The sequence below is a fragment of the Mesorhizobium temperatum genome (genome assembly GCF_002284575.1).
Classification (GTDB): Bacteria; Pseudomonadota; Alphaproteobacteria; order Rhizobiales; family Rhizobiaceae; genus Mesorhizobium; species Mesorhizobium temperatum.
In genome coordinates this window covers 37752-63517 of record NZ_NPKJ01000060.1, presented here as the reverse complement: position 1 = coordinate 63517, position 25766 = coordinate 37752, and the positions used below count along the sequence as shown (strand labels likewise).

General features: G+C 61.5%; 27 protein-coding genes and 1 pseudogene. 20 read left to right on the top strand and 8 right to left on the bottom strand.

Translation table 11 applies throughout. The annotated features are described in order from the left end of the window. Window positions 1-6: 6 nt before the first annotated feature. Genes CIT26_RS21825 through CIT26_RS21815 form a run of 3 tightly spaced genes read left to right on the top strand, consistent with a single transcriptional unit; the run spans window position 7 to window position 2840 of the window. The gene (locus CIT26_RS21825) at window positions 7-915 is read left to right on the top strand and encodes a heme/hemin ABC transporter substrate-binding protein (RefSeq protein WP_095494489.1); all 909 of its coding nucleotides are present in this window, start codon (window positions 7-9) and stop codon (window positions 913-915) included. An 11-nt stretch (window positions 916-926) separates the two neighbouring features. Next, complete coding sequence (locus CIT26_RS21820; protein ID WP_095494488.1) at window positions 927-2024, top strand: FecCD family ABC transporter permease; 1098 nt, start codon at window positions 927-929, stop codon at window positions 2022-2024. A 27-nt stretch (window positions 2025-2051) separates the two neighbouring features. After that, window positions 2052-2840, top strand: coding sequence for a heme ABC transporter ATP-binding protein (locus tag CIT26_RS21815; RefSeq protein WP_095494487.1), 789 nt, complete (start codon window positions 2052-2054; stop codon window positions 2838-2840). A 226-nt stretch (window positions 2841-3066) separates the two neighbouring features. On the opposite strand, the gene rirA is transcribed toward CIT26_RS21815, so the two are convergent. Beyond that, window positions 3067-3528, bottom strand: coding sequence for an iron-responsive transcriptional regulator RirA (gene rirA, locus CIT26_RS21805; RefSeq protein ID WP_027156154.1), 462 nt, complete (start codon window positions 3526-3528; stop codon window positions 3067-3069). 198 nt (window positions 3529-3726) lie between these two features. Between rirA and CIT26_RS21800 the strand changes: the two genes are divergently transcribed. The 4 genes from CIT26_RS21800 to CIT26_RS21785 all read left to right on the top strand — a co-directional run bounded on the left by CIT26_RS21800 (window position 3727) and on the right by CIT26_RS21785 (window position 7940). Continuing rightward, a complete protein-coding gene (locus CIT26_RS21800; RefSeq protein ID WP_425350367.1) occupies window positions 3727-3942 on the top strand; it encodes a hypothetical protein in 216 nt (71 codons plus the stop codon). Window positions 3943-4069: 127 nt separating this feature from the next. Further along, entirely contained in the window at window positions 4070-4333 is a 264-nt protein-coding gene (locus tag CIT26_RS21795; protein ID WP_095494486.1) for a DUF5132 domain-containing protein, read from the top strand. 118 nt (window positions 4334-4451) lie between these two features. Beyond that, entirely contained in the window at window positions 4452-4772 is a 321-nt protein-coding gene (locus tag CIT26_RS21790; protein ID WP_095494485.1) for a DUF5132 domain-containing protein, read from the top strand. Between the two features lie 333 nt (window positions 4773-5105). Next, window positions 5106-7940 (top strand): cation-translocating P-type ATPase, encoded by a 2835-nt coding sequence (locus tag CIT26_RS21785; protein ID WP_167391505.1) that lies wholly within the window; start codon window positions 5106-5108, stop codon window positions 7938-7940. Window positions 7941-7953: 13 nt separating this feature from the next. On the opposite strand, the gene CIT26_RS21780 is transcribed toward CIT26_RS21785, so the two are convergent. Both CIT26_RS21780 and CIT26_RS21775 read right to left on the bottom strand, forming a co-directional pair. Continuing rightward, window positions 7954-8505 (bottom strand): hypothetical protein, encoded by a 552-nt coding sequence (locus tag CIT26_RS21780; RefSeq protein WP_095494483.1) that lies wholly within the window; start codon window positions 8503-8505, stop codon window positions 7954-7956. Between the two features lie 45 nt (window positions 8506-8550). Next, window positions 8551-9843: a DUF445 domain-containing protein gene (locus CIT26_RS21775; protein WP_095494482.1), complete on the bottom strand. Its 1293-nt coding sequence runs from the start codon at window positions 9841-9843 to the stop codon at window positions 8551-8553. Window positions 9844-9986: 143 nt separating this feature from the next. Here CIT26_RS21775 and CIT26_RS21770 point away from each other — a divergent pair, with 143 nt between their 5' ends. The 4 genes and pseudogenes from CIT26_RS21770 (at window position 9987) to CIT26_RS21755 (ending at window position 12047) form a co-directional block, all read left to right on the top strand. Continuing rightward, on the top strand, window positions 9987-10610 hold the full coding sequence (locus tag CIT26_RS21770) for a hypothetical protein (protein ID WP_095494481.1): 624 nt from the start codon (window positions 9987-9989) through the stop codon (window positions 10608-10610). Window positions 10611-10616: 6 nt separating this feature from the next. Next, window positions 10617-10775: pseudogene (locus CIT26_RS21765) on the top strand (DUF445 family protein); the annotation flags it as partial. Window positions 10776-10871: 96 nt separating this feature from the next. Continuing rightward, entirely contained in the window at window positions 10872-11300 is a 429-nt protein-coding gene (locus CIT26_RS21760; RefSeq protein ID WP_095494480.1) for a phasin family protein, read from the top strand. A gap of 246 nt (window positions 11301-11546) precedes the next feature. Beyond that, on the top strand, window positions 11547-12047 hold the full coding sequence (locus CIT26_RS21755) for a MaoC family dehydratase (RefSeq protein ID WP_095494479.1): 501 nt from the start codon (window positions 11547-11549) through the stop codon (window positions 12045-12047). 41 nt (window positions 12048-12088) lie between these two features. On the opposite strand, the gene CIT26_RS21750 is transcribed toward CIT26_RS21755, so the two are convergent. Then, window positions 12089-13492, bottom strand: coding sequence for an aminotransferase-like domain-containing protein (locus CIT26_RS21750; protein WP_095494478.1), 1404 nt, complete (start codon window positions 13490-13492; stop codon window positions 12089-12091). A 106-nt stretch (window positions 13493-13598) separates the two neighbouring features. Here CIT26_RS21750 and CIT26_RS21745 point away from each other — a divergent pair, with 106 nt between their 5' ends. The 3 genes from CIT26_RS21745 to CIT26_RS38895 all read left to right on the top strand — a co-directional run bounded on the left by CIT26_RS21745 (window position 13599) and on the right by CIT26_RS38895 (window position 15194). Next, window positions 13599-14462, top strand: a complete 864-nt coding sequence (locus CIT26_RS21745; protein WP_095494477.1) for a DMT family transporter — start codon at window positions 13599-13601, stop codon at window positions 14460-14462. A gap of 259 nt (window positions 14463-14721) precedes the next feature. After that, entirely contained in the window at window positions 14722-15009 is a 288-nt protein-coding gene (locus tag CIT26_RS37850) for a DUF559 domain-containing protein (RefSeq protein WP_167391503.1), read from the top strand. A gap of 83 nt (window positions 15010-15092) precedes the next feature. Beyond that, window positions 15093-15194, top strand: a complete 102-nt coding sequence (locus tag CIT26_RS38895; RefSeq protein ID WP_425350372.1) for a hypothetical protein — start codon at window positions 15093-15095, stop codon at window positions 15192-15194. A gap of 169 nt (window positions 15195-15363) precedes the next feature. Here CIT26_RS38895 and CIT26_RS21735 read toward each other — a convergent pair whose 3' ends face one another. Further along, window positions 15364-16404 (bottom strand): zinc-dependent alcohol dehydrogenase family protein, encoded by a 1041-nt coding sequence (locus tag CIT26_RS21735; protein ID WP_095494476.1) that lies wholly within the window; start codon window positions 16402-16404, stop codon window positions 15364-15366. Between the two features lie 32 nt (window positions 16405-16436). Continuing rightward, a complete protein-coding gene (gene maiA / locus CIT26_RS21730) occupies window positions 16437-17087 on the bottom strand; it encodes a maleylacetoacetate isomerase (protein WP_095494783.1) in 651 nt (216 codons plus the stop codon). 156 nt (window positions 17088-17243) lie between these two features. Between maiA and CIT26_RS21725 the strand changes: the two genes are divergently transcribed. From CIT26_RS21725 to CIT26_RS21715, 3 genes are all read left to right on the top strand, one after another. Next, window positions 17244-17927, top strand: a complete 684-nt coding sequence (locus CIT26_RS21725; RefSeq protein WP_095494475.1) for a response regulator — start codon at window positions 17244-17246, stop codon at window positions 17925-17927. A gap of 161 nt (window positions 17928-18088) precedes the next feature. Continuing rightward, window positions 18089-18355, top strand: a complete 267-nt coding sequence (locus CIT26_RS21720) for a hypothetical protein (RefSeq protein ID WP_095494474.1) — start codon at window positions 18089-18091, stop codon at window positions 18353-18355. 358 nt (window positions 18356-18713) lie between these two features. Continuing rightward, window positions 18714-19259, top strand: coding sequence for a hypothetical protein (locus CIT26_RS21715; protein ID WP_095494473.1), 546 nt, complete (start codon window positions 18714-18716; stop codon window positions 19257-19259). A gap of 113 nt (window positions 19260-19372) precedes the next feature. On the opposite strand, the gene CIT26_RS21710 is transcribed toward CIT26_RS21715, so the two are convergent. Both CIT26_RS21710 and CIT26_RS21705 read right to left on the bottom strand, forming a co-directional pair. Next, the gene (locus CIT26_RS21710; RefSeq protein ID WP_095494472.1) at window positions 19373-20713 is read right to left on the bottom strand and encodes an ATP-binding response regulator; all 1341 of its coding nucleotides are present in this window, start codon (window positions 20711-20713) and stop codon (window positions 19373-19375) included. A 9-nt stretch (window positions 20714-20722) separates the two neighbouring features. Continuing rightward, the gene (locus CIT26_RS21705) at window positions 20723-21958 is read right to left on the bottom strand and encodes an FIST signal transduction protein (RefSeq protein WP_095494471.1); all 1236 of its coding nucleotides are present in this window, start codon (window positions 21956-21958) and stop codon (window positions 20723-20725) included. A 123-nt stretch (window positions 21959-22081) separates the two neighbouring features. On the opposite strand from CIT26_RS21705, the gene CIT26_RS21700 reads away from it, so the two are divergent. The 3 genes from CIT26_RS21700 to CIT26_RS21690 all read left to right on the top strand — a co-directional run bounded on the left by CIT26_RS21700 (window position 22082) and on the right by CIT26_RS21690 (window position 25739). Beyond that, window positions 22082-22513 carry a hypothetical protein gene (locus CIT26_RS21700; protein ID WP_095494470.1) on the top strand — a complete coding sequence of 144 codons (432 nt, stop codon included), beginning with the start codon at window positions 22082-22084 and terminating at the stop codon, window positions 22511-22513. A gap of 258 nt (window positions 22514-22771) precedes the next feature. Next, a complete protein-coding gene (locus CIT26_RS21695; protein ID WP_095494469.1) occupies window positions 22772-23272 on the top strand; it encodes a (2Fe-2S)-binding protein in 501 nt (166 codons plus the stop codon). A gap of 118 nt (window positions 23273-23390) precedes the next feature. Next, window positions 23391-25739, top strand: a complete 2349-nt coding sequence (locus CIT26_RS21690; RefSeq protein WP_095494468.1) for a xanthine dehydrogenase family protein molybdopterin-binding subunit — start codon at window positions 23391-23393, stop codon at window positions 25737-25739. The last annotated feature ends 27 nt before the right edge of the window (window positions 25740-25766 follow it).

Below are 25766 nucleotides of genomic sequence, written 5' to 3'. Positions count from 1 at the left end.
ACGACAATGGCTCCTTTGCTTAAACGGGCGCGTGTTTTCAGAATGGCGCTTGGGCCGGCGATCGGCCTTTCCCTGGCCTTTGCCGCAATGCTGCCGGCCCGGGCCACCGAAGGCACGCAGGTCTTTGCGGACCTGTCGAAGATAGCGGCCATCGGCGGTTCGATCACTGAGATCGTCTTTGCGCTCGGCGAGCAGGATCGGCTGGTCGCTCGCGATTCGACCAGCCGTTATCCCGAGGCGGCGCTCAAGCTGCCTGACGTCGGCTACATGCGCCAGCTGTCGCCGGAAGGTGTGCTGTCGGTCAATCCGTCGGGCATCCTGGCGCTGCACGGCAGCGGGCCGAAGCAAGCCGTCGACGTGCTGAAGAAAACGAGCATCCCGTTCATCGAGGTGCCCGAGCGTTACGACCATGAAGGCATTCTCGAAAAGATCCGCATCGTCGGCAAGGCGCTTGGCGCCGACGCCAAGGCCGATGCGCTGGCAGCCGAGATCGATGCCAAGCTGAAGGCCGCCGAAAAGCAGACCGCTTCGATCAAGGACCGCAAGCGCGTCCTGTTCGTGCTGTCGATGCAGGGCGGCAAGATCCTCGCTTCCGGCAGCGACACTGCCGCCGACGGCATCATCAAGCTTTCCGGCGGTGTCAACGCGGTTGACGGCTTCTCCGGCTACAAGCAATTGTCCGACGAGGCTGTTATCACCGCCAGGCCCGACGTGATCCTGATGATGAACAATGCCGGTCCTGCCGCATCGGATGACGAATTGTTCGCGAACCCGGCCATATTGTCGACACCGGCGGGTGCGGCGCGCAAGTTGGTCCGCATGGATGGCGGCTATCTGCTCGGCTTCGGGCCGCGCACCGCCGACGTCATCCGCGACCTTGCCGCCTCGCTTTATGGCGGGCAGGCCGCGGACTGAGCGGGCACCCAATGGTGGATCAATCGATCGCTGGTGCGGGCGCTATGGCGGCAGCATCCGACGGTGACCGTTCGGGGCGCGCGCGCATCGTCATCCTGCTTTTGTGCCTGGGGCTTGCCGTTGCCGTCCTGCTGTCGCTGACCTCAGGCGCATCCGATGCCTCGGCCGTCAGCGTCGTTGGCGATTGGCTGTTGGGTGCAGCACCCGGCAATGAGGCGCTGAGCGCGCGCGACCGCCTGATCGTCTACGACATCCGCCTGCCGCGCGTCATCCTCGGTGTGCTGATCGGCGCCGCACTTGCCGTCTCCGGCGCGGTCATGCAAGGGCTGTTCCGCAACCCGCTGGCAGACCCCGGCCTCATCGGCGTTTCGGCTGGGTCGAGCCTCGGCGCGGTGGCCGTCATCGTGCTTGGCGCCACGGTGCTGGCGCCGGTAACTTCGGTGCTGGGAACTCTCGCTCTGCCGCTGGCGGCGTTCTGCGGCGGGCTGGCGACGACATTGGTGCTCTATCAGGTCGCCACCAGGCACGGCCGAACCTCGGTCGCCACCATGCTGCTTGCCGGCATTGCGCTGGCGGCCCTTGCCATGGCGCTGACCGGTATCCTGATCTTCATGGCCGACGACCGGCAGTTGCGCGACCTGACCTTCTGGCAACTCGGCTCGCTCGCCGGCGCGACCTGGCAAAAGATCGGTTCCGTCGGGCCTGTGATCGTGCTGGCACTGGCGGCGATGCCGTTCCTGGCGCGCGGCCTCAACGCGCTGGCGCTGGGCGAAGCCACCGCCGGCCATCTCGGCATCCCGGTGCAGCGGCTGAAATACACTGCAATTGTCGGCGTTTCGGCGGCGGTCGGGGCGTCTATTGCCGTCAGCGGCATCGGCTTTGTCGGCATCGTCGTACCGCATCTGCTGCGCTTGGCTATCGGCCCGGACAACCGTTATTTGCTGCCGGCCTCGGCCCTGCTTGGCGCTTGCCTGCTGCTTCTGGCCGATGCCGTCGCCCGCACCATCGTGGCGCCGGCCGAGCTGCCGATCGGCATCGTCACCGCGATCGCCGGCGCTCCCTTCTTCCTCTGGATCCTGCTGCGTAAGCGTGGCGTCGTCGACCTGTGAGAGGTTTTTCATGATCGAAGTGCAGGCATGATCGAAGCGCGGGATGTCTCGGTGGCGATCGGCGGCAAGGGCATCGTCGCCAATGTCGATTTCGACATACGGCCTGGCGAAATCGCCGCCATCGTCGGCCCCAACGGTTCAGGCAAGACGACCTTCCTGAGGGCGCTGTCCGGCGACCTAGCCTATTCGGGAGAGGTCACCATCAACGGCCGTGACCTGTCGGTGATGAAGCCGGTCGAGGCAGCCATGCTGCGCGCCGTGCTGCCGCAGGCGACGACGCTGTCCTTTCCCTTCACGGTGCGCGAGATCGTCAGGCTCGGCCTGCTCGGCGGGCGCTCGGGCGCGCTGCCCGGCGAGGACGAGCGCCTGCCCGAACGGGCGCTGGCGCGGGTCGATCTCGATGGCTTTGCCGGCCGTTTCTACCAGGAGCTTTCGGGCGGCGAGCAGCAGCGCGTGCAGTTGGCACGTGTGCTCTGCCAGGTCTGGGCGCCGGTCCTCGACGGCAAACCGCGCTATCTCTTCCTCGACGAGCCGGTTTCCAGCCTCGACATCAAGCACCAATTGATCATCATGAACATCGCCCGCGATTTCGCCAGAAGGGGCGGCGGCGTGGTCGCCATCCTGCACGACCTCAATTTGACGGCGATGTATGCCGACCGGATCTTCGTCATGCACCGCGGCAGGCTAGCGGCCACCGGCTCACCGCAGGACGTGCTGAGCGACGATCTGATCGAAAAGGTGTTCGATTGCCGGCTGAGGGTCGGCGTGCTGCCGGCCGGAGACATGCCGTTCGTATTGCCGCAGTCAGCGGCGTAAGTTCCAACTTGCAAGGTCGGCGCTGCCCCTCATCGCCCTGCCGGGCACTTCTCCCCGTATAGTGACGGGGAGAAGGGGCTGGCCGCAGCCTCGGCGTCCTTCATGCGACGATGGAGATTGGCGAAACCGTCGATGACATTGTCCCTCTCCCCGTCACTATACGGGGAGAGGATGCCGGCAGGCAGGTGAGGGGCAGCGCAAACGCTCGGAGAGGGTAAGGGCAAATTCAGGCGGCGGGCGCTCTTTGCACCAGCATGTCGATGCCGAGCAGGTGGCGCACATTCGGGCGCGCCGCCACCATGTCGGCGATCGTATAGCGCTCGAGCACGGCGAAGAACGCATTGAGCGCCTCGCGCAGCGCCGAATTCAGTGCGCAACTGTCGACCAGCGGACATTCGGCGGCGTCGTTCTCGAAGCATTCGGCCATGGCGAAGCTCTCTTCGGTCACGCGCACGACGTCGAACAGGGTGATCGATTCGGCCGGGCGGCCGAGCCTGACACCGCCGTTCCTGCCGCGCACCGTCTCGACCAGACCATGCTCGACCAAAGGCTGCAGGATCTTGAAGAGAAAAAGTTCAGACACCGAGTAGGCGGCCGCGATCTCCGGGATGCGGCTCAACCGATCGGTATTAGCGGCGCAATACATCAGGATGCGCATGGCGTAGTTGGTCTGGCGCGTCAGCCGCATTTTGTCCTCACGAAGCAGTAGCTCAGGCCTAATATGGCCTATACCTTGGAATAATTCCAGACAAGCACCGCATAATAGATGAATATTTTTATCAGGTTTGTGTGGGCGGTCGTGCAAACCATAATCCTAATATGGCGCGCATTCGGGTGGGCGGATTACTGAATTAAGTCCGCGAGATCGACCAGGAGCAGTTCATCCATGTCACAATCAGCACCGGCTTTGGCATCCGCCCGGTTCGACGCCGACGCGGACGCCAAGCTTTCGGCGCTTCGGCGCACCAAGTTCGTCGCCACCGCAGCGCTCGCGCTCTGCGTCCTCATTTTTGCCCTCGCCAAGTCTTTCGAGGGCCGCCATGCGTGGCTGGGTTTCGTCGTCGCCCTCGCCGCAGAGACCGTTTTGCAGAGACCGTATTGAATGTAAAAGGAGGGTGACAAATTAATGACAATTTTCGATATTCACGCGGAACCATCCCGGTGGCAAATCGTTGGACCAACCTTACGCGCTCCAGTCGCGTCGAGACAAAGCTCCAAGGAGTAGGGCCATGGCCTTGTTGAAGGGTGGCAATATCGTCACGGGTTTGGCGATTGGCATTGGAGCAGGTGTCATTGCCCCCATGCTTGCGCCTATCCTCAAGCCATTTGCCAAATCGGCCATCAAGGCTGGATTGGTGGCTTACGATCAAGCACGAGTTGCCTTCGCCGAACTCAATGAGAGAACCGGCGACGTCATGGCCGAGGCTCGGGCTGAAGTGGAAGAAGCGCGTAAAGCCGCGGCTGAGCAACCGAAATCCGCGGACCAATCCTGACATCCACATGCGGCTGTCGAATTGAAGTCTTGGGGGTCGAGTCTTGGGAGGTTCGCGAGTCTTGGGAGGTTCGTTTGTACCTGTAAGAAGAATGGGGCACCAACAAGGAGCAAGTTCAATGGCGATACTCGAAGACGCATTTAAAGGCGGCAACTTAGCAACGGGTCTGGCCTTCGGAGTTGGAGCGGCCTTCTTGGCCCCGCTTGCCGTATCCGTGCTGCGTCCTGTTTCGAAAGCGGTCCTCAAGGCTGGTCTGATTGCTTACGACCAAGGCCGAGTTGCCGTTGCTGAGATGAATGAAATGACGTCCGACTTGGTTGCTGAAGCCAGAACAGAGATGGCCGAAGCGACCAAGGAAACGGACAATGGAGGCCGCAGCGAAACCGGCGCGCGTCGCGCCCGTAAGAGCGAAGCTGCAGAAAAGTCTCCTAGCACCTAGGCGCCAACACTCGTCTGAAACGTGTCATGGCCGGCGTGAGGCTTTGCAATACGCCAGGTCATCTACTCGTTGCCTCAGAGGAAATCCACCGCGGGCACAGTCGTTTTGCCCAGCAAGCTCTTGCGGTGGAGTTCGGTACAACAGTCAGCTTAAGGGTGCCGTGGGATGCATGCCGAGTCGGGGAATCCCGAGGCGTCCAATAGTCGCAGCGCCGTGTCCATTACCCGGATCCATACATCAGTCCCGGGTCGGGCCAGGCTGAAAATCGGCGGATTGCAAGGCTCAAGTTCAGTCAAGACTCTGCTGGAGCGGGGAGGCTACGCGGCGCCTGGCGTGTCCAGCATCACCGCCAGCGATCTGACCGGAAATGTCGTCGTCCAATTTGACGTGACGTCAGGCCTTGATTCCATCATCGACTATCTCGCAGCTTTATTGCGAGGTGAGATCATCGCACCGGGCGAGATGCCCGATGCCGGGCCGGAGTGGCATACGCTTTCGCCAAATCAATCGTGTTTCAAGCTGGAGGCTTCGGCAGACGCCGGCCTGCCAGGAGGTGAAGCTCTGCGGCGGTTGGCAAGCACCGGCCCCAACATCCTCGAAAACATTCAGCCACGGTCGCGCGCGAGCATTCTTGCGGACCAATTTCAAAGCTTGCCGGTCGCGATGCTTCTTGGTGCCGCATCGGTCTCCATTCTCACTGGCGGCGCATTCGAAGCCGCCGTGATTCTCGCAGTTGTCGGCTTGAACGCTGTCATCGGCTACCAAACCGAAAGCCGTGCGGAACGGACGATCCAAAGTTTGGGAGCGAAGGGGCCCCAAACCGCCCAGATTATGCGCGAAGGCGTCATTGCCACTGTCCCAGTTCGGGAGGTCGTTCCTGGGGACGTTCTTACGGTGCAACGCGGAGACGTTGTCCCGGCCGATGCGCGTCTACTGAGTGAGGAGGCTTTGACCATTAGTGAAGCCCTGCTGACGGGCGAAAGCGCACCCATTCAGAAGACTGTGGGTGCTATCGAACGGGTGAACGTGCCTCTTGGGTCCCGTTCAAACATGATCTATCGCGGAACAATCGTGACTGGAGGCAGCGGGCGGGCGATCGTGGTGGCAACAGGTTCGCTCACGCAAGCGGGACGAATACAGCGGCTGGTCGGTGCAACGTTCGTCCCTGAAACGCCGCTCCAAAAGGAGCTCAAGAACCTCGGACAGCGGCTCGGCTGGCTGACATTGGGCACTTGCGCATTCCTTTTCTCTCTAGGCTGGCTGCGCGGCATCGGTCTTCTCCAGATGGGCCGCTCGGCGATGTCCGTTGCCGTCGCAGCAGTCCCTGAAGGTCTGCCGATGGTGGCGACGACCACCTTTGCTCTTGGCATCGAGAAACTGCGTCGTGAAGGTGTTCTGATCCGCAAGCTGGATGCCGTCGAGACGCTTGCGGCAGCGCGGGTTGTTTGCTTCGACAAGACGGGAACGCTGACCCTCGGCCACATCGATGTCGATACGATCAGGATTGGCGACAATGCCTACTTGATCAATAGGGATGGGCGCGAGCAGAACGCGTTGCGCAATCTGCTGGAAGTGTGCTGCCTGTGCAACGATGCCGAGATTGTTCAGACGGAAGAAGGATTGCGTTTGAACGGCTCGCCTACCGACGGCTGCCTCGTCCAGGCCGCTCTCGACGGTGGCGTGGACGTTGCATCTCTGCGTAAGCGCTTTGCACGGATATCGGTTCAGCGCAGGAGCGAAACGTATCGCTTCATGGTAACGCAACATGCAATGGAAGATGGGACGCTGACCGCCATGAAAGGGAGCCCGAAGGAGGTCCTGGCGCGTTGCCGCATCGAAATCTTGCCGGACGGTACCGAGCGAGAACTCACTCCGGAGCGGCGCGCCGCCATCGGGAAAGTAAATCTCGAAATGGCATCTCAGGCTCTTCGCGTACTGGGCGTCGCGCGTGGACAGGCCACAGGTTCCAAGCCGAATGGGCATGATGGTCGGGATCTTGCCTGGCTCGGGCTGGTTGGGATGGCTGATCAGGTGCGTCCGGGTAGCAGCGAACTGATGAGCCAACTGCACGAGGCCGGCATTCAGACGATTATGCTCACGGGCGATCAGAAGGCAACGGCAGCTGCCGTCAGCGAGCTTATCGGGCTGAACGGTCGAGGCGAGGTGGAGATTGTCGATGGCGCGGACCTCGAAGAAATGTCGTCGGGCGAGCTTGCCCAGACCGCTCGGCGCGCGCATGCGTTCAGTCGGGTCAGCCCGGCGCAAAAGCTGCAAATCGTTCGCTCCCTTCAGGAAGCAGGTGTAACCGTAGCAATGGTTGGTGACGGAGTGAATGACGGCCCGGCGTTGAAGGCTGCAGACGTGGGCGTTGCGATCGGCCAGCAGCAGAGCTTGAATGCCGCGAGGGAAATCGCGGATGTCATCATCCACACCGGTGGTCTCGGCGGTCTCGCCACCGCCATCGAAACAGGCCGCACGACCCACCGCAACATTCGGAAGACCATTCGCTACCTGGTCAGCACTAACCTCAGCGAGGTGCTGCTGGTTCTGGCGGGTATTTCGGTCGGCATCGGAGCACCGCTCTCGCCGATGCAGCTCCTCTGGATAAACCTGATCTCGGACGTGCTGCCTGGCATCGGACTGGCGATGGAAGCGCCTGAACCCGACATTCTTCGGCAGGCACCGAAAGAAGACCACACGGCGATATTGCGGCGTGGTGAAATCGGGCGGCTTGCCGCTCAATCTGCGATCATAAGCGGTGGAGCGATGGCGGTGAGCCTTCTCGGCGCCACGCGTTATGGATTGGATTCTCCAATCACGAGGACCATGACTTTCGAAAGCCTGGTGATGGCCCAGCTTCTTCATGCCATCACATCGCGTTCCGATAGGCACAGCATCTTTGATCGCAGCCCGCGACCGCCCAATCGCGCGCTCTCCCTGATCATTGGGGGGTCGATGGCCGTTCAGGCCGGCTGCCTCTTAATACCGTTTTTCAGAAGGCTTCTCGGGATAGCACCGATTACCGGAACAGACGCCATCATTACCCTCGCCGGCGGAACTCTTCCCTTCCTGGCAATGGAATGGATGAAATCGCGACATGAAACCGTCGATGGCGAGTTGGTCTGGACGCGCGCGAAGGAGCAGACGAACCTTCCGGCACCGGTGTAATTGCACCCCGGCCTTACGCTGCAATCGGCATAGGTTCTTCGGCTTGCTCATGCGCCACAGTCGACGATCGATGCGACTGAGGCCGCATCATGGTGCCGACAACCGCACGAAGTACCGGTTCGGCCAGGACCTCTGCCAGTTGGGCAGCAGGATGCCTCGCGAAGACGAGAGGCAGAAACTTTGCCAGCAGGAACACCAGGTCCAGTTCGCGCCCGCTCATACCCTCAGCCCGACCATTCGTCACGACGAGCGGATAGAGAGTCGATTCGACCGTCAGATACGGAATGCCGCGGCAGGCAGCCAACGGATCGATACTACTATCGTGCACGATCACCAGGCTTGCGGCCGTGGGATTGACGGTGACGCTAGATATGCCCTCCGCGCCGAGAAGCTCTCGCTGCAGATTGGCGAAAAACGCGACCTGATAGCGCGCAGCCGGAATTTTGATCCGTAGACGGCCCGCTGTGCGGTGAACAACACGGGCGGTTTTTTGAAGATGCATCTCGATTCGCTCACTTTCGTGCCGCCAAGGCGACCATTCGCGAGCGAGATAGGAGATTTTCACAAAAGCTTGATGACAGTCGCAGGCTTTGCTGGGCGGCGCGATTTCTTAGGAAATCGCCCATGTTCCGAGATAGAGGAGGCATCCGACGAGCGCGCCTACGATGGTTCCATTCATGCGGATGTATTGGAGATCGCTCCCGACAACCAGTTCGAGGCGGTCCGATAGAGCTTTCGTGTCCCAGTTCCTGACGACGTCGCTGAAGAAGGAGCTGATCTCGCCGCGCCACGTGACGACATAAAGCGCCAAGCGTTCCAGCGCAGAGTCGAGGTGTTTCTGCATTGCCTCATCGGTTGCAAGCGCCTGTCCGAACAGGGAAAGCCCACGCTGAAGGCTGGCGCGCGTCTTCGACGAGGGCGTTTGCAAATCCTGTAGAGCAAGCTCTGACAGGTCGGTCCAGATTGAACCGAGCCATGCCTGAATGCCGGGATGCTCGAGCAAACGGTTTTTGGCTGCATTTATCTGCTCCCGCTGCTCGGGAGACGTTTGCAGGGTGTGAATAAGGTCCAAAATTGCTTTCCGGAATTTCAGCCGCGCGTCACCTTCAGGTTCCTGCAGCTTGTGCAATACTTCGATCACACCTGAAATAAGCGCAGCAGCTATCCGACGGTCTATGGCTTTCGGAATCCACCAGCGACTGCGTTCCTGCACAAGTTTTTCGATCTGGCCGCTGTTCTCCTGGAGTAATTTTTCGGCAACTTGGATGGCGCGGTCGAATACGACGTCGGCTTCTCCGCTGACCGTCAGCGCATGAAGAACGCGGCCGAGGACAGGCGTAAAGTCGGCTTGCCGAAGCTGCTCGCCAAGCGTGCGATGGGCGAAATTCAGCAGGTCCGGGCTTCCCGCGGATCGGATCAGGTATGGTAGTGCGTCCACGATCGTATCGGCGATCGCATCGGCACTGGAAGGAAGAGCAATCCAGGTGGCGAAGCGGTGCCCGACACCAACACTGCGCAACTTGGCAAGGACAGTGTCCGCCGTGAGGAAATGCCGCTCGATGAAGCGCCCAAGTGTTGTGGCAATGCGATCCCTGCTATTCGGGATGATAGCGGTATGCGGAATCGGGACACCTAAAGGGTGGCGAAACAGCGCTGTGACGGCAAACCAGTCCGCCAGCCCCCCGACCAGGCCAGCCTCGGCGCCTGACCGCAGCAGCAATGTGGCGAAGCCCGGATTATCGACCCAATGCGTGCCTACCACGATTGCTGCCATTGAGCCAAGGAGACCGTTAGCGAAGGCGCGGTTGCGACGCTGGCGCCGGATGGCGATTTGGTCGTCCCCGGCGCTCGCGTCAGTAGCTTGTTCGGAGATTGAAAGCGGAGAGGACGAATCTGCCGGCATACCGAGACTCCTGTATAATCAGTGAGCAGAGTGCTCTGGTGCAAGACTCCTCGATATGCGAGGCTGAAGGCAATACAAAGGAGTGCGGCGAAAAGACCAGCTGGCATCGGGGCGCAAACAGGGTTCCAACGAGCAGGCGAGTCATGCTTCCCAAAGCGACAGTCGAACACACCATGTCGGGGCGCCTTCGGGTGAAAGTTTCCGATTTCCGCGGCGACATCTCCTATTTCCGCTCGGCAATCGAGAAGCTCTCGAACTATCCGGAGATTGCCGGTTTGAGGGCGAACCCGATGACCGGAAGCTTTATCATCGAGCACAAGACGGATTTGCCCTCGATTCGCAAAATTGCGGCCGATGGCGAAGTGTTCGACCTGCAGGAGACATTTTCGCCGCCGCCTCGCCGAGGGCCGCCCGCTCCGAGTAGAAACAAGGCGGACGACAGGAACCCCGCGTTGGAGGGGGGCAGAGCGACCGTAGTCGGCCTGTTGGGTCTGGCCGCCTATCGGGCGACGCGAGGCCATGGATTGGGTCCCGCCACCGAAAACTTCTGGAATGCGTTCGGTGCGCTACGAATTCTCAAGAATCCATTTATTGCGCTCGTCTTTGGCGGCCTTGGAATTCTGCAATTGACAAGGGGCCGATGGGCGGGATCGGCCTCATCCCTCCTCTTCTACGCGTTCGTCGTCAGGCAGCTGTCCGGCTCCAGCCCCGAAATGCAAGCGCCAGCCAATCGGACGAATCGAATCCGAAGACCCTCTAGCGACTGACACGCCGCCGATCAGGTCAAGCGCTGGGACCTTGCCCAGCTCACCAGGCTGATCGAGATGAACATCGGCAGAGACCTGCAATATATTCGCTTCAACGGCATGGTCATCGGCGGCATTGCCGGCGTCGTGCTCCATACCGCGGAACGGCTGTTCCTCGTCGGCTGAGGCGCGATGTATTGCGCCTCCGATTGGACCGTGAGGCTCCAGTGCCCTATTGTTCTCTTCAGCTGCCGCATTCGCAGCAACAGGGGAGACGCCACCATGGCAAAGCGACCGGAATCCGACACCTTCATGGACATTTTCGGCAGGTTCGGCCGCGACCTGAAGCTGCCGAACGTCGATGTCGAGGCGATCCTCAACCACCATCGCAAGAACCTCGAGGCACTGGAAAAGTCGGCCAGGGCGAGCGCCGCCGGAGCGTCGTCGCTGCTATCCAGGCAACGCGAGATGCTGCAGGACACGCTGCACGAAATCGCCGATATGGCGCAGAGCTACAGGGCGCCGGGCGATCCTCGGGAGTTGATGGCCAAGCAAGCCGCGTTCGCCAGGAAATCCTTCGAGACCGCCTTGAAGAATGCCGGCGAGGTGGCCGAACTGACCAGGAAATCCGGCACCGAATCGGTCGAGATCCTGCGCGACCGCATCAAGGAGGCGATGGAGGAAATCCGCAGCAGCTACGATAAGAAGTAAGCTGTTCCCAAGCCAAAGCAGGCGGACTTTTCTCCCGTCATTTCCGGCTCCTGAAAGCCGTATTGTTGGTCCTTGGCCCTGGCGAGGCGCACAAAGTTTCTCTGGCTCGGATGAACCAGTTTCCGGCGCTGGACACAGGCACCGACGCGATCCGGTCTGGGATACCGCAGCGGAAGGTGCGGAGCGAATTGACAGAGGCGGCCGGTTCGTGGTCCGGAGGCAGGGCAAGCGATCGGGAAAGCAGGAATGACGCAAACACGGCTGAGGACGCCGCCGACCTACGAGCAGCTCAGGACGATGACAGGGCAGGAGCTTGGCGTGTCGGAGTGGACGACGGTCGACCAGAGCCGCATCGACCAGTTCGCCGAATGCACGGGCGACCGCCAATGGATCCATGTCGATCCAGAGCGGGCGAAGCGGCAGAGCCCGTTCCGCGCCACCATCGCGCATGGCTATCTAACGCTGTCGATCATCGGCGCGCTGGCGCTCGACATGGGCATCGTGCCCGAAAACACGCAAGCCGTCTTCAACTATGGCTTCGACAAGGTGAGATTCCTGGCGCCGGTCAGGGCCGGTGCGCGCATCAGGCTGCGCATCACGCTTTTGTCCATGGAGGACAAAGGCCCCGGCCAGTATCTGATGAAGGCCGCCAACATCGTCGAGATCGAAGGTGAGCAGAAGCCGGCGCTGACCGCCGAAACGCTGGTTATGCTCTATGAGCGGCGGCGCAGGCGGGCAGGGGCGTGAGGGGCGAAGCGCCAAGGCCTGCATTTTCGTGACAGCAAAAATCAACGCGACATCGCCTCTTCGAGCGTCCTGAAAATTCTCTCGTCTGTCGACTGCGCGACGTTGAAGCGCAGGAAACGGCTGGCAGTTTGGGACAGGCTGAACGCATTGCCGGGCGCCAGCACGACATTGGCCGACAAGGCGCGGCGGGCCATTTCAGCTGCATCCACGCCTTCCGGCAGGCTGCACCACAAGAACATGCCGGCCGGCTGGTCGATCCAAGGCGTGATGCCGATCGCCTTCAGGCGAGTGCTTGTCTCAGCCATGGCGCGTGAAAGCCGCGTGCGCAGCAAATCCACGTGCTTGCGATAGCTGCCGTCCTTCAGCAGCGTCAGCACCAGTTCGGAGGCAAGCCTGCCGCTGCCGAAGGACGTGGCGATCTTGAGGTCGGTCAGCCCTTCCATCCAGTCGCGCGGAGCCGCGATGAAGCCGCAGCGCACCGACGCCGAAAGCGTCTTGGAGAAGCTGCCGATATGGACGACGCGACCAAGACCGTCGAACGCCGCCAGCCTGGGCGCAGGCGTGTGTTCGAAGTCGGCAAAGATATCGTCTTCGATGATCGTCAGATCCGATTGGTCGGCGAGCTTGAGCAATCGATGGGCGACGACCGGCGACAGAATTGCACCCGTTGGATTGTGGAGCGCGGAATTGGTGATGTAGAGGCGCGGCCGGTGCTCGATCAGCGCCTGCGCGAACAGCTCGATATCCGGTCCCGAAGGCGTATAGGGAACGCCGACCACCTTGGCCCGGTGAGCGCGCAACAGGGCATGGAAGTTGAAATAGCAGGGATCGTCCACCAGCACTGTGTCGCCCGGCTCGAGCAGGAACCGGCAGAGGAGGTCGATGGCCTGGGTGCCCGATTCCGTCAGCATGATCTGGTCGGGAGATGCCTCGATGCCGTGCCCTGCCATGCGCCGTGCGAGCAGATGACGCAGCGGCGGCAGCCCGAGCGGGGTGCCGTAATCCGTCAGCGTGACATCATCGCCGCGTGCCATTGTCCGCAGGGCCCGGCGCAATCCAGCTTCCGGCATCCACGACGCAGGCAGCCAGCCGCAGCCGGGCTTGAGCACGCCGTCGCCGGCTTCCAGCGACTGGCGCGAAACCCAGAGCGGATCGACAGCACGGTCAACCCTGGGGCCGATCTCGGCCAGTGACAAGGGAGCCAGCGGTCCGGCGGCATAAAAGCCCGAACCTGGACGCGAGCGGATGATGCCTTCCGCCGCAAGACGCTCATAGGCCTCGACCACGGTGGATTTCGAAACCTGCATGGTTTTCGCGAAAGCCCGGATCGAAGGCAGTCGTGTTCCCGGTGTCAGGCTGCGCGCGGCGATCCTGTGCCTGATCGTCGCCATGACGCTTTCGACAAGCGTCCCGCTGCCCTCACTTGCCGTCGCCTGCTCGTCCATCCGTACTGCTCAACCTACCATGACAGTTTTATCGAACTGTACCTCATTGTCTCTGGTGGCGCCATATGTCCGGCCCGATAGAGGGCGAGAATATCAGGAGCATGCGATGGACAAGACGGCGGGCGGCTGGATCAGTGGATTCGTAGGCGTGCTGATTTTCAGCGGATCGCTTCCGGCAACGCGCGTGGCGGTGATGGATTTCGATCCGGCGTTCCTAACCGTCGCCCGCGCCGCCACGGCAGGCATCCTCGGCCTCGCGCTCCTGCTCGTTTTTCGCCAGAAGCGTCCGGAGCGGCGAGATCTGTTGTCGCTGGCCATCGTGGCGCTCGGCGTCGTGGTCGGCTTTCCGCTGCTGACCGCGTTGGCGCTCAAGCACATCACCTCGGCCCATTCCATCATCTTCGTCGGCCTGTTGCCGCTGGCGACCGCGATCTTTGGCGTCATCCGCGGCGGCGATCGCCCCAAACCGGCTTTCTGGCTGTTTTCGTGCCTTGGCAGCGCCCTTGTTGCCGGTTTTGCGGTGACGCAAGGTGTGACGGCCGCGCCGCTTGGCGACATGCTGATGCTGGCCGCAATTATCCTGTGCGGGCTGGGCTATGCGGAAGGCGCCACGCTGTCCCGCAGACTTGGCGGCTGGCAGGTGATCTCATGGGCGCTGGTGTTGTCGCTGCCGGTCATGCTGGCCCTGACGCTCATCACCATGCCACCGTCGCTCGAAAACGTCGGCAGGGCCGCCTGGATCGGCTTGGCCTATGTCTCGCTGTTCAGCATGCTGATCGGTTTTGTGTTCTGGTATCGCGGACTGGCGCAAGGCGGCATCGCTGCGGTCGGGCAACTGCAGCTTCTCCAGCCTTTCTTCGGTCTCGGGCTGGCGGCAACGCTGCTGCACGAGCAGGTCAGTCCTGCCATGATCGCGGTCACTGCTGCCGTCGTGCTTTGCGTGGTCGGTGCGAAGAGATATGCGCGGTAGGCGCCGGCCCTTCTTCCTTCTCCCCTTGTGGGAGAAGGTGGATTGGCGCGCAGCGCCAAGACGGTTGAGGGGTGCTGGCCGGAGTGCTGTCGGTGCCAAGCTGGAACACCCCTCATCCGACCGAGCTTCGCTCGGCCACCTTCTCCCACAAGGGGAGAAGGATGGCGCCGGGCATTCCGCGCTTTGGCTAATCTCGAATGTCGGCGATTTGCGTGACGATGGTGTTGGACGGAGCGCTGAGGCTGGGTAATCTCGCCCGATGCCGCATCAGCCCGTCGCTCCGACCAAACGTCGTTTCGCCCCCTCGATGCGCCGCGAGCCAACAGAGGCGGAGGACCGCCTGTGGCACGAACTGCGCGGACGCAGGCTCGATCGCATCAAATTCCGGCGTCAGGCTCCTGTCGGCAAATTCATCGCCGATTTCGTTTGCGTCGAGGCCAGGCTGATCGTCGAGATCGACGGCAGCCAACATGCGGGTCCGAACTACGATCGGGAGCGAGACGCCGAATTGAAGGCGAGGGGCTTTTGTGTGCTGCGCTTCNGCTGATCGTCGAGATCGACGGCAGCCAACATGCGGGTCCGAACTACGATCGGGAGCGAGACGCCGAATTGAAGGCGAGGGGCTTTTGTGTGCTGCGCTTCTGGAACGACGACGTGCTGCGGGATTTGAACGCCGTCTGCGACACCATCATCGCTTATGTCCGCGATGAGAGTTTGCGACCGTGGCGGTGATGGCGCGGTCTTGCCTTCTCCCCTTGTGGGAGAAGGTGGATTGGCGCGCAGCGCCAAGACGGTTGAGGGGTGTTGGAAGGATCGCCATCCGTGCCAAGCTGGAACACCCCTCATCCGACCGCTTCGCGGCCACCTTCTCCCACAGGGGGAGAGGGGAGAGCCGACTTGGCTAGAACTTCGTCACCACGCCGATGCCGATGCCTTCGAAGCCGCCCATCGCCATCAATGCGGCTGGCGCCTCGTCGAGGCTGATTTTCTTGCCGACCAGCAGCTCGGGCTTCAGCTTGCCGGTGCGGATCATCTCCATCATCGCCTGATAGCGGTGGGCCTGCATGCCGTGGCTGCCACGGATTTCGAGCTCGAAGGCGATCACCTTGTCCATCGGGATCTGCGGCCTGGCGTGATCGCCGAGCATCAGCCCGACCTGCACATGGCGGCCGCGCCGGCGCAGGTTCGCGATCGAGTTGAACGAGGTCGTCGGATGGCCGAGCGCGTCCATCGACATGTGCGCGCCGCCATTGGTGATCTGCTTGACCGCCTTGACCACGTTCGGCGTCTTCGCGGCGTTGATCGTCGCTACCGCGCCGATCTTGCTGGCGAAGTCCAGCTTCTCGTCGGTCAGGTCGATCGCAATCACGTTGGCGCCCATGGCGCTGGCGATCATGATCGCCGACAGGCCGACGCCGCCGCAGCCATGCACGGCCACCCATTCGCCGGGCGTCACCCGGCCCTGGTCGACAATGGCGCGGAACGAGGTGACGAAGCGGCAGCCGAGACTGGCGGCGGTGGCGAATTCCATCTCGTCCGGCAAGCGGACCAGATTGGTGTCGGCATGGTCGATGGCGACGTATTCGGCGAACGAGCCCCAGGCGGTGAAGCCGGGCTGGGACTGGTGCTCGCAGACCTGATGGTTGCCCGAGCTGCATTCGAAGCAGCGGCCGCAGCCGACGGCGAACGGCACGGTGACGCGCTCACCGGCCTTCCAGCGGGTCACTTGGCTACCGGCGGCCACGACGACGCCGGCAAGCTCGTGGCCAGGCACATGCGGCAGGCGGATACCATCGTCATGGCCCATCCAGCCATGCCAGTCGCTGCGGCAGAGCCCGGTCGCTTCGACCTTGATGACAACGCCGCCCAGTGCCGGCTCCGGATCGGCAACGGTCTGGATCGTCGGCACCTCGCCGAATTTTTCGAAGACAACGGCTTTCATCGGCAATTCCTCATGCTTTAATCCAACTCGCTCTACTCGGCATCGATCTGGTTCTCCGGGGCCGCCTTTTGGAAGGCCGGCAGCGCCATGCAGGCGGCGTGGATGCGTGTGATCGTCGGGTAGGGCGCCATGTCGACGCCGAACCGGGCGTTGCTGGTGACCTGTGCGACCAGGCAGATGTCGGCCAGCCCCGGCGTTTCGCCATGGCAGAATGTCCCGGTTTCGGACGACGAAGCCAGAATCTTTTCAAGTGGCTGGAAGCCTTCGTTCACCCAGTGCCGGAACCAGTTGACGACGTCCTCGTCGCCGGCGCCGAACAGGGTGCGCAGCGAGGTCAGCACGCGCAGATTGTTCACCGGATGGATATCGCAGGCGATCATCTGCGCCAGCATCCTGACGCGGGCCCGGCCAAGCGCGTCCTGCGGCAAAAGCGGCGGTTCGGGCCTGGTCTCGTCGAGAAACTCGATGATTGCCAGCGATTGCGTCAGCAGCGTGCCGTCGTCCAGGATCAGCGCCGGCACCAGTCCCTGCGGATTGACCGCGAGATAGGCGGGCTCGAGATGCTCGCCGTGCCGCAGATGATGAGGCACATATTGGTAGGTCAGTCCCTTCATCTCCAGCGCGATCCGCACCCGGTAGGAGGTGGAGGAGCGGTAGTAGTTATGAAGGACGAGGTCGCTCATTCTTGCACATTCGACCGATTTGGGCGGCCGGGCAAGCCATGGTGCTTCGGAAATTGCCATCTCCGCCCTTCGGCCGGGGATGGCGATGTACTATTTGCCAATAATCTGGCCATGGTCACTGGGCTATTCTATCCTGCCTGAATGAAACGAAACGCCATGACCGCAGTCAACGATCGCGCCCGGTTTCTGATCATCGACGACCACCCGCTGTTTCGCGAGGCGCTGCACAGCGCTGTGCAAATGGCCTATCCGGACGTCGACACTGTCGAGGCGCGTTCGATCACCGAGGCATTTGAGCTTCTGGCGGATGCGAAGCCATTCGATCTCGCGCTGCTCGACCTCAGCATGCCTGATGTGCATGGCTTCGACGGACTGCTGCAGCTTCGGACCCGTTATCCGCGCCTGCCGGTGGTCATCGTTTCGGGGCATGAGGAGCCCAAGATCATTTCCGAGGCGCTGTCCTACGGGGCGGCCGGCTTCATACCGAAATCGGCGCGCAAGAGCGATCTGGCCGCCGCCATCCGCTCGGTGATGGAAGGCGCAATCTACGTGCCCGAAACCTATGAAGGCCAGCCGCCGGACGCCGACAGCGCCGACCGCGCCGAGATGGTGCAGCGTCTTGCCAAACTGACGCCGCAGCAATTGCGGGTGCTGCAGATGCTGCGCCAGGGCTTGCTCAACAAGCAGATCGCCTACGAGCTGCAGGTCGGCGAAACCACCGTCAAGGCGCATGTTTCCGAGATCCTGCGCAAGCTCAACGTCTACAGCCGGACGCAAGCCGTCATCGAGGTTTCGAAGCTCGACAGTGCCGAGCTGTTTCGCGGCCAGGCGGGGTTTTAGCCGCCGGCTGCGGAATTACGGTGCGGAATTGCGGTGACGCAGCATCCGGAGTTTTGAGATGACGCGGGAATTTTATGGGGCGACAGTGGAAGCGCAGCGCTCAATAAACAAACTCTTGTCGCTTCCGGCTTCTGGCCGGGAGCAGGATTGGGAGATCGAGTTTGCTGATCTTAAATCGCATCGAGGAGATGCTGAAAGCTGCTTCAATTAGCGATCTAAATTATGATGAGAAGTGTCCCTTGGCTTTGCTGACGATCGCCTCGATCGAGGAATTGGTCGAAGCAGGCGAAGCCAATCCCAAAATTCTCACGTACGCTAAAACTGTCCTTAGGCAGGATGATGATGTTCGAAAGGCAATGGTTTTTTATTGGATTGGTCAAAGTCGCGCGTCGGATCAGGTGACTGTTAGAGAAATACTTCTCACTTGATCTGTTGTCGCAGAGAGCGAAGCTCTTGCCCCATTTACGCAACAGTATTTGATAGAGCCGGGCTGACGTTGGGGCGGAACGACTACCCGACAGCAGAATTATGACGTATCGCAAAAACTGAACAGGGCCCGGCTACTCGGTAACGAATGGAGGCGGCATTGGCCCTGAGGAGTATATTCCTGGCGCGGCCCCCGCACGCAAGGAGGAACTTTTGTCGACATCACGTCGACGGCCCCAAATGGTAGAACGTTAAGAATTCAGACGGTGTAACACCAACTGCAAGCGAAGCTGCCGCCGCAGCCCGTATCAGGGCTGCTTTCCCGAATGACAAGCTCCTACTCGTGCCGAAGCGCTAGCCATGAAACGCATTCTCTTCTTCGCCACCCCGGTTGATATCGTTCCGGTTCTCAAGCGGTTCGAAGCGAACGCGCCGTTGAAATTCGTGGAAATGGGAAATCTGGCCACGCCAAATAGGGCAATTTATCTGAACTCATCGGAAATTCCCAATCCCGGAATCGCGACCCATGAAACAGGCAGCCTCTCGCAAGGGTACATGGTGTCGCATCGAGACACCAAGAATAACATGGATTCGTTCGTTGGTAGGAAAGGCGAGAAACGCTGGAGTCTCGACAACAGCGATAACGAAGAAACTGTAATTCTTATAATGGCTGGTCTTGGAAGGACAGGCACCTTGCTGCCTGGCAACATGGCTACGCTTCATGAAACGCCGGTAGCGCAACAGCTGATGAAATGGTTTCAATCCGCCTTGAAACAGGAGGGTTTCACCAAAGTCCGAGACTGGTGGCTTGGCAGGGAAGCTCTTGCAATGCTCAAGGCAGGTAAGAGGTTGACGACAACTGCGGAACAATCACCTCCTGAATTTGACCTGACGCTGCCGAAGTAGACAGAAGCAAATAAATAGAAATTGCAAAAGTGCTTTCCCTATTTGAATACGGTGACAGTGCACCATTTTCTTGTCGCTCGCGGTCTTCTGCCCGTGTCTTCGGGGGCAAGGGATCAAGCCAGCAAATGCGCCAGCAGCGCGCGCAGTTGTGCCGGTTTCAGCGGCTTGCGCATCAGTTCGATGCCGGCCGCGCGGGCGGCCATCGCAACACCGTCCGAACCGTCGGCGGTGACGATCAGCGCCGGCACGGCGCGGCCGAGATAATTGCGGACCTCGGCGATGGTCGTGGTGCCGAGGTCGCCGCCGTCGAGATGCTGGTCGGCTATGACGATGTCCGGCACCCAGTCCGTATCGCCAAGCATGTCGAGCGCAGCATCGGTCGAGGTGGCGGGGCGCACCAGGCATTGCCAGCGCTCGAGCAGGGATGTCATCGCCTGCAGCACCTCGACGTCGTTCTCGACCAGCAGCACCTTTGTGCCGAACAGACCGTAGCCGCGCGGCCGCTCCATGTCGGCGGTGCTGGCAATGGCATCGACGCTGGCGCCGATCCCGACCGGAACGTCGATATGGAAAATCGTGCCGTGCCCGACCTTCGACGAGAACGTCACGGGATGGCCGAGTGCGGCGGCGATGCGGCGCACGATGGCCAGGCCCAATCCCAGCCCGCCGCCTGCAAGCCCGGCATCGGTCGGGATCGTGCCGCGGTGGAATTCCTCGAACACCGCCTCGCGCTGGTCGTCGGGAATACCGCAGCCGGTATCGGCGACATCGATGCGGATCGTGTCGCCGCGATGCCTGGTGCCGACCAGCACGCCGCCGGAGCGGGTGTAGCGCAGCGCGTTGGAAAGGATGTTCTGCAGGATGCGGCGCAACAAGGTGCGGTCCGACCGCACGACGGCGTTGACCGGCCGGAATTTTAGCGTCAGGCCTTTCATCTCGGCGACCGGCAGGAAATCCGAGCGCAGCGACGAAAACAGCATCTCCAGGCTGACGTCGCCGATATCGGGCTGCACGACGCCGGCGTCGAGCTTGGAAATGTCGAGCAGGGTGCGAAGCAGATCCTCCATCGTCTCCAGCGACCGCTCGACCTGCCGGACCAGTTTTTTGCCCTCGTCGCTGGTCTGAACTTCGGCCAGCGCCGAGACGGAGAGATGGGCGGCGTTCAGCGGTTGCAGCACGTCGTGGCTGGCGGCTGCCAGGAACCTGGTCTTGGACAGGTTCGCCAGTTCGGCGTTTTCCTTGGCCGCGCTGAGATCGATGTTGGATTGTTCCAATCTACGCAGTGTCGAATGCAGTTCCTCGGTGCGCGTACGCACTCGATTCTCGAGCGAAATCGCGGTCTGGAACAGCGAGAACGCGTTGGCCTGCTGGTCCATCGAGCGCTCGACGCGGCTGACAAGGGCTGCGTTGATCTTCTTCAGCTTCTCCAGGTCGTTGATGTTCCTGAGCGGCATAAGAACCTCCTACTCCGCCGCCTGCCGCTCTCCGAAGGCGATGCCGGTGAAAGTCTGGTTCAGATGCATCGACCGGTACTGTTCGCCATAGGTGCCGAAGCCGATGACATTGTTGACCTTGTAGAGTTCCGAAATCTCTCGAAAGACCTGCCGGTTGAGCGCATCGAGCCTGCGCAGCACGCAGTCGAAAGCGAGGATCATGTCGATGCCGCCAAGCCTTTCCTCGACATCCCTAAAGGCGGCACGCGTCGATTCAACCATGTTCTTGGGTCGGGCGATGGAAAGGACGACGCCATCGTCGATGGCGCAGAAGAACGACAGCGAGCCGTCCGCGTGCATCTTCTGGATCGAGCGGCAGTAAAATTCGCCGCCCACTTTCACCACCACCGGGTGCGAAGCGAAACTCAGTGGCGTCAGCATCTGCGGGATGACGCCGACCGAGGCGGCATATTCCTCGGCGGCATTGGTGGCGTTGAATTCGCGCACGGTGCGGTGATCGGGATCCGACGCGGTCACCACCAGCTTCTCGTCGGTGGGGATGAAATTGTCGGTCTTGAACACGTGGAAAGGAATTTCCGTGGTGATCAGCACGATGATGGCACTGTCGGAGGCAACCTTGCCGTTCGAGATCAGCCGCGTCGTCTCGAATTTCAGATCATCGCCCGCCGAACCGCCGATCAAAGGAATGTCGTCGAGCCCCCAATGGATGGCGGAAGTTACCGCCTCTTCGGCATAGGACAGTCCGTCGATGAAGCAAAGCGCGAAGGTGGAGTTGGTCCGTTCGTACCCGACGCGGCCGTGCAGCGAGCGCCGCAGCGCCCCGACTTCACCGGTGATCCTGTCCATGCCCGACGAAGAGAGACTGTCGACCATGGTGCTTGCGACCGAAAACGATGCTGACGGAAGCAGCAAGGCGAGGATCTGGCCTTCCTCCAGACCGCGCGGCGTGATTTCGCCGGCGGTGGAGCAGCCGGCATAGGCAAGTGCCGGCGCGTTGATCTTCAGCGCATCCGACAGGGCCGCCGCATCCACGAGGCTCTGGGAGAAAAACAGCAGGGCGAACCCGGCATCGATGGCTGCGGCTTCGGCCGCGACCGCCCGGGTGAACGCATCGGCGTCGGGCTCATCCGTGGTGAGCACCGATAGGCCGCATGCATAGCGCGTCCGTGAACTGGCCAGCGGCTTCCTCCTCGATTCCTCCGACGCTCTTTTTGTGCGCGTCTGGCGCGCCGGCGTCGAAGTCATTGTTGTCTTCAAGTGCTACTTTGGCAATGAGCCAACATGATGGATTTGAAGTTTCTGCTATTTTCACGGCATCAGCGCTGAGAAACTTCGAATCCAAAACCGCACCGGAAGGGAGCGTGATCCATGGAAGCGCAGGTCAGGAAGCTATTCGAAAGGTACGAGCAGCTTTTCGAGAAATCCCTCGCCGGCGATGCCGACATGGACGAAGTCACATCCGTCTATGCCGCCGCCTTCATTGCGGCGTCGCCTGCCGGCGTCATGGTCGGGAAGAACGACGACCAGCTCAAGCAGGTTATGGAACAAGGCTATGCTCACTATCGAGCGATCGGCACGAAGGCGATGCGAATACGCGATGTTCGCATCTCGCCGTTTGACGGGTATCATTGCGTTGCCCACGTCGCCTGGACGTCGACCTATACCCGCAAAGGCCAACCGGACGTCACGATCGATTTCGACGTCCACTACCTCGTGCAGAAGCTGGGCGGAGAGCCTAAAATATTTGGGTGGGTGTCAGGCGACGAGCAGGAGGTTCTTAGAAAACACGGCGTCGGCTGAAATCGGCTTGGCCAGCCTCAGCCGCTGATGGCCGGAAGGCGGCATCGCACGGCGATCGTGGTTCGCTTCGTTGCGCCATTTCCCGCCTTTGCGTGACCGAAAGTACAATAGGCGGATTTTCGGCCGAACTGCATTCTCGAATCTCGGCATTCCGCGGCACTTTTTCCCCGGCTTTATGCGGTATAAGAATAGCGGACAGATGGAGGGCTCGGGCACCACCGACGCCAGAACGACCAAGGTAGCACCCAGGGAGGTTTCATGTCGGACATATCGTTGACGGTGAACGGAAAGCGGGTCAGCGGCACTGCCGAAGACCGTACGCTTCTGGTTCATTTCTTGAGGGAAAATCTCGGCCTGACCGGGACGCATGTCGGCTGCGACACCTCGCAATGCGGCGCCTGTGTGATCCATGTCGACGGCAAGGCGGTAAAATCCTGCACGATGCTTGCGGTGCAAGCCTCCGGGTCCAACGTCGTGACGATCGAAGGGCTGGCGGACGGCGCCGATCTGCATCCGGTGCAGGCGGCGTTCAAGGAGCATCACGGGCTGCAGTGCGGTTTCTGCACGCCGGGCATGATCATGGCGGCGACCGACATGATCAACCGTCACCCCGAAGGCCTCGACGAAGCCACGGTGCGCGCCGAGCTCGAAGGCAACATCTGCCGCTGCACCGGCTACCACAACATCGTGAAAGCGATCCTCGCCGCATCGGAGACGATGGCCAAGGGGGCGAGGAGGAAAGCGAAGCAGGCTGCGTGAGGGATGAAGTGAGTAGGGGAATAGGGGAGTAGGGGAGTAAGCGATTTGGCTCTTAATTCCCTACTGCCCTACTCCCTTACTCCCCTATTCCCCTACTTTTTCGGGAGGAATTTCTGCGATGGGCATTGAAGGTGTTGGCGCTCGTGTAGCGCGCAAGGAAGACAAGCGGTTCATTACCGGCGCCGGGCGCTATGTCGACGACATGGTGGTTCCCGGCATGAAGCATGCGGCCTTCGTGCGCAGCCCGCATGCGCATGCTGAGATCAAGAAGATCGATGTCAAAAAGGCCCAGGCCATGCCGGGTGTCATCGGCGTGCTGACCGGCAAGGAGCTCAAGGCCGACGGCATCGGCAATCTCATCTGCGGCTGGATGATCCATTCCAAGGACGGCTCGCCGATGAAGATGGGGGCGTGGTCGCCGCTGGCCTTCGACAGGGTCCGCTATGTCGGCGACGCGGTGGTCATCGTGGTTGCCGAAACCAAGGGCCAGGCGCGCGACGCCGCCGAGGCGGTCGACATCACTTACAAAGAACTGAAGGCAGTCGTCGATGCTCCGAAGGCGCTCGAAAGGAGCGCACCACAGATCCATCCGGAAGCCGATAACAACCTGATTTTCGACTGGGAGCTCGGCGACAGCACGGCGACCAACGCGGCGATCAAGGCCGCTGCCCACGTCACCCGGATGAAGATCGTCAACAACCGGCTTGTGCCCAACGCCATGGAGCCGCGTGCGGCACTAGGCTATTACGACAAGGCCGAGGACCACTACACGTGCTGGACGACCTCGCAGAACCCGCATCTTGCGCGCCTGGTGATGAGCGCCTTCTACAATGTCGCGCCCGAAAACAAGCTGCGCGTCATCGCGCCGGATGTCGGCGGCGGCTTCGGCTCGAAGATCTACATCTATCCGGAAGAAATCATCTGCCTGTGGGCCTCGAAGAAGACCGGCGTGCCGGTCAAATGGGTCGCCGACCGCACCGAGAGCTTTCTCACCGACGCCCATGGCCGTGACCATGTCTCGACGGTCGAAATGGCCTTCGACAAGGACCACAGGATCACCGGGCTGAAGGTCGACACCATCGCCAATCTCGGCGCCTACATGTCGCTGTTCTCGTCCTGCGTGCCGACCTATCTGTACGCGACGCTGTTGTCGGGCCAGTACGATATTCCGGCGATCCACGCCAATGTGCGCGCTGTCTACACCAACACCGCACCGGTCGACGCCTATCGCGGGGCAGGGCGGCCGGAGGCCACCTATCTGCTCGAACGCACCATGGAGACCGCCGCTCGCGAGCTGGGCGTGTCGCCGGCGGAACTTCGCCGAAAGAACTTCATCACCTCTTTCCCGCACCAGACACCGGTCATCATGAATTATGACGCCGGCGATTATGCCGCTTCGCTCGACGCGGCGATGGCGGCATCCGACTATGCCGGGTTTGCCAAGCGCAAGGCCGCTGCCGCCGACAGAGGCAAGCTGCGCGGCATCGGCATGAGCAGTTACATCGAGGCCTGCGGTCTCGCGCCGTCGGCGGCGGTGGGCTCGCTCGGCGCCGGCGTCGGCCTGTGGGAATCGGCCGAGGTGCGCGTCAACGCCGTTGGCACCATCGAGGTGCTGACCGGCTCGCACAGCCACGGCCAGGGCCATGAGACGACCTTCGCGCAGCTGGTCAGCCAGCGCTTTGGCGTGCCGATAGACAGCGTCTCGATCGTCCATGGCGATACCGACAAGGTGCAGATGGGTATGGGAAGCTACGGTTCGCGCTCGGGCGCCGTCGGCATGTCGGCCGTCGCCAAGGCGCTCGACAAGGTCGAGGCCAAGGCCAAGAAGATCGCCGCCCATCTGCTCGAGGCCGACGAGGGCGACATCGTCATCGAAAACGGCGCGTTGAAGGTCACCGGCACCGATAAGAGCGTCCCATGGTTCCAGATGGCGCTTGCCGCCTACACGGCCCACAACCTGCCAGGCGGCATGGAGCCGGGGCTGAAGGAGACCTCGTTCTACGATCCGTCGAACTTCACCTTCCCGGCCGGCTGCTATGTCTGCGAGGTCGAGATCGATCCGGAAACCGGCGTGACCGAGATCGTCCAGTTCGTCGCGGCCGACGATTTCGGCAACATCATCAACCCGATGATCGTCGAAGGCCAGGTGCATGGCGGCGTTGCCCAAGGCATCGGCCAGGCCTTGCTGGAGGGCACTCGCTACGACGCCAGCGGACAGCTTTTGACGGCGAGCTATATGGACTACACCATGCCGCGCGCCGACGACCTGCCGTCGTTCAAGGTCTCGACCTCGAACACGCCGTGCCCGGGCAATCCGCTCGGCATCAAGGGCTGCGGTGAGGCCGGTGCCATAGGTTCGCCGCCGGCGGTGATCAACGCCATCACCGACGCCATCGGCATCACCGATATCGCCATGCCCGCATCGCCGTCCACGGTCTGGGCAGCGATCCGGGCGACGAAACACTGAGAGAGGAATAGTGAGCAGTCAGTAGTG